Below are 1,270 nucleotides of genomic sequence, written 5' to 3' on the forward strand. Positions count from 1 at the left end.
TAGCAGGCTGTTGAGAAGCGCCGTCGCATACCGCTTCTGATAGCTTCGATCTATGCGTAGCTTTCTCCGCAGTGCCGATCGGACAGGATTTTCGGCGCTGCGGACGCACGTCTCCCGTCGTCGCTCACGTCGGTGAGGGATTCCACCACTCGCCGATCCCACCGAGCCGGATCAGGTTGTAGGCGGCAAACGTCCAGGTCACCCAACCGCGCACGGCAGCGAGGCCGACCATCGGCAGCTTGCGCAGCCCGCCGATGGTCTTGATCCAGCCAAAGCCCTGTTCGATGCGTTTGCGCACCTTCTGGCTGATGCCGTAGCCGCGCGTGCTCGCCACCGCGCGCGGCACGGCGCTGCGGCGGCCGTTGCTCGTGTTGCGTGCGATGTGCGGCACGATCCCGCGCGCCCTCAGTGCCGCGATGAAGTCCTGCGTGTCGTAGCCCTTGTCGGCACCCAGCGTGGCCCCTTGCCTGACGCCCGCCGCGGTGAGCAGATCCAAGGCGCCGTCGCGCTCGCCCGTACCCGTTGCATGGCGGACGTCCACGCCGACCACCAGACCATGACGATTCTCCATCAGGCTGTTGGCCAGGTAGCTCAGCTTCGCCTCCTTGCCCTTGCCCTTGCGGATCAGCCGGGCATCCGGATCGGTGGTGGACGCGTGCGTCTCGTTGCTGCGCTTGTGCCCACGGAAGTCGTCGCCATCGCCCTCGTCGTCGTCCTTGGGCCGGAAGCTCTTGAGCGAGGCCCACGCCTCCAAGAGCGTGCCGTCCACCGAGAAGTGCTCGTCGCTGACCAGGTCACGCAGCCGCGCCAGCAGCACGGTGTGCTCGAAGAAGTGTTGGGCGATCGCCTCGTCAAACAGCCGCTGGCGGTTGAAGGAAAACGTCGAGTGATCCCACACCGGGTCGTCGATGTTCAGGCCCACGAACCAGCGGAACAGTAGGTTGTAGTTGAGTTGTTCCATCAGCAGCCGTTCGCTGCGCACGCTGTAGACCACCTGCAGCAGCGAGGCGCGCAGGATGCGCTCGGGTGGGATCGACGGACGACCGCCCGCGGCATAGCGCACCGCCAGCAGTTCATCGAGTTCACCCAGGATGGCATCCACCAGCACTCGCAGTTTGCGGATCGGATGGTCGGGCGGCACGCGATCCTCGACCGATACATACGAAAACATGCCAAGCTGCTGGACGTCGGGGCTGCGCATCGGATCAGGCGGTCAGTGATTGAGAGCGTCTATGACCGCGGCGGCGCGCTGAGGTTTCTCGACAGCCTG

The 1,270-nt window shown here is 65.2% G+C and carries 1 protein-coding gene; it reads right to left on the bottom strand.

What is annotated here, in order from left to right:
• Positions 1–124: 124 nt before the first annotated feature.
• The gene (locus ABQJ54_RS19100) at positions 125–1,201 is read right to left on the bottom strand and encodes an IS5 family transposase (RefSeq protein WP_367855919.1); all 1,077 of its coding nucleotides are present in this window, start codon (positions 1,199–1,201) and stop codon (positions 125–127) included.
• Positions 1,202–1,270 lie beyond the last annotated feature (69 nt).

Origin of the sequence: Rhodanobacter lycopersici (genome assembly GCF_040812335.1) — a bacterium.
In the GTDB taxonomy this organism is placed as follows: Bacteria; Pseudomonadota; Gammaproteobacteria; order Xanthomonadales; family Rhodanobacteraceae; genus Rhodanobacter_A; species Rhodanobacter_A lycopersici.